General features: G+C 42.9%; 1 protein-coding gene. It reads right to left on the reverse strand.

Annotation, left to right across the window (positions count from 1 at the left end; genetic code table 11):
• Positions 1 to 70 precede the first annotated feature (70 nt).
• Positions 71 to 508: tetratricopeptide repeat protein (locus AB4653_RS27010; RefSeq protein WP_372105773.1), on the reverse strand; the 438-nt coding region annotated here is incomplete at its 5' end.

Consider the following 508-nt stretch of genomic DNA (forward strand, 5'->3'; position numbering starts at 1 on the left):
GTAAGAAACCGTTCCGTAAAAATGATTAAAAGCATAGTAAGCGTACGAAGCTCACCATGCCATTAAATAATTACTCTTCACAAAGCGCTTCAAAACGATCTAAGCCGCGTAGCATCTCAAAATCTGGCTCTTCAGCTAGCAACTCTCGCATTGAGCCACTGGCTTCGATAGAGCGCTCTAAGTCGTCGATTGCCTGACCTTCAGCACCTAATCTTGCATACGAACAAGCTCGTTGGTACAAGGCGTGAGCATTTTGATCATCCACTTCCAATACACGGTTACATAAGCTCATTGCCCAATGGTATTCCTGCATGTCCATTGCGGCATCAGCTTTATAAGTGAGCGCCTCTAAATCACCAGGGCGGACTTTTAAGATCTCATCGTAAATTTCAATTTTTTGCTCGGCGGTTTGAGCATTTTGCGCTCTCAACCATAAGTTGTGTATTTCATTGATGATTTCAATTTCTCGGTTGTTCTCTGAGATAATTCGAGTCTTACGCTTTAGATC

It is taken from the genome of Vibrio sp. 10N.222.48.A3 (assembly GCF_041475345.1).
GTDB lineage: Bacteria > Pseudomonadota > Gammaproteobacteria > Enterobacterales > Vibrionaceae > Vibrio > Vibrio tasmaniensis_A.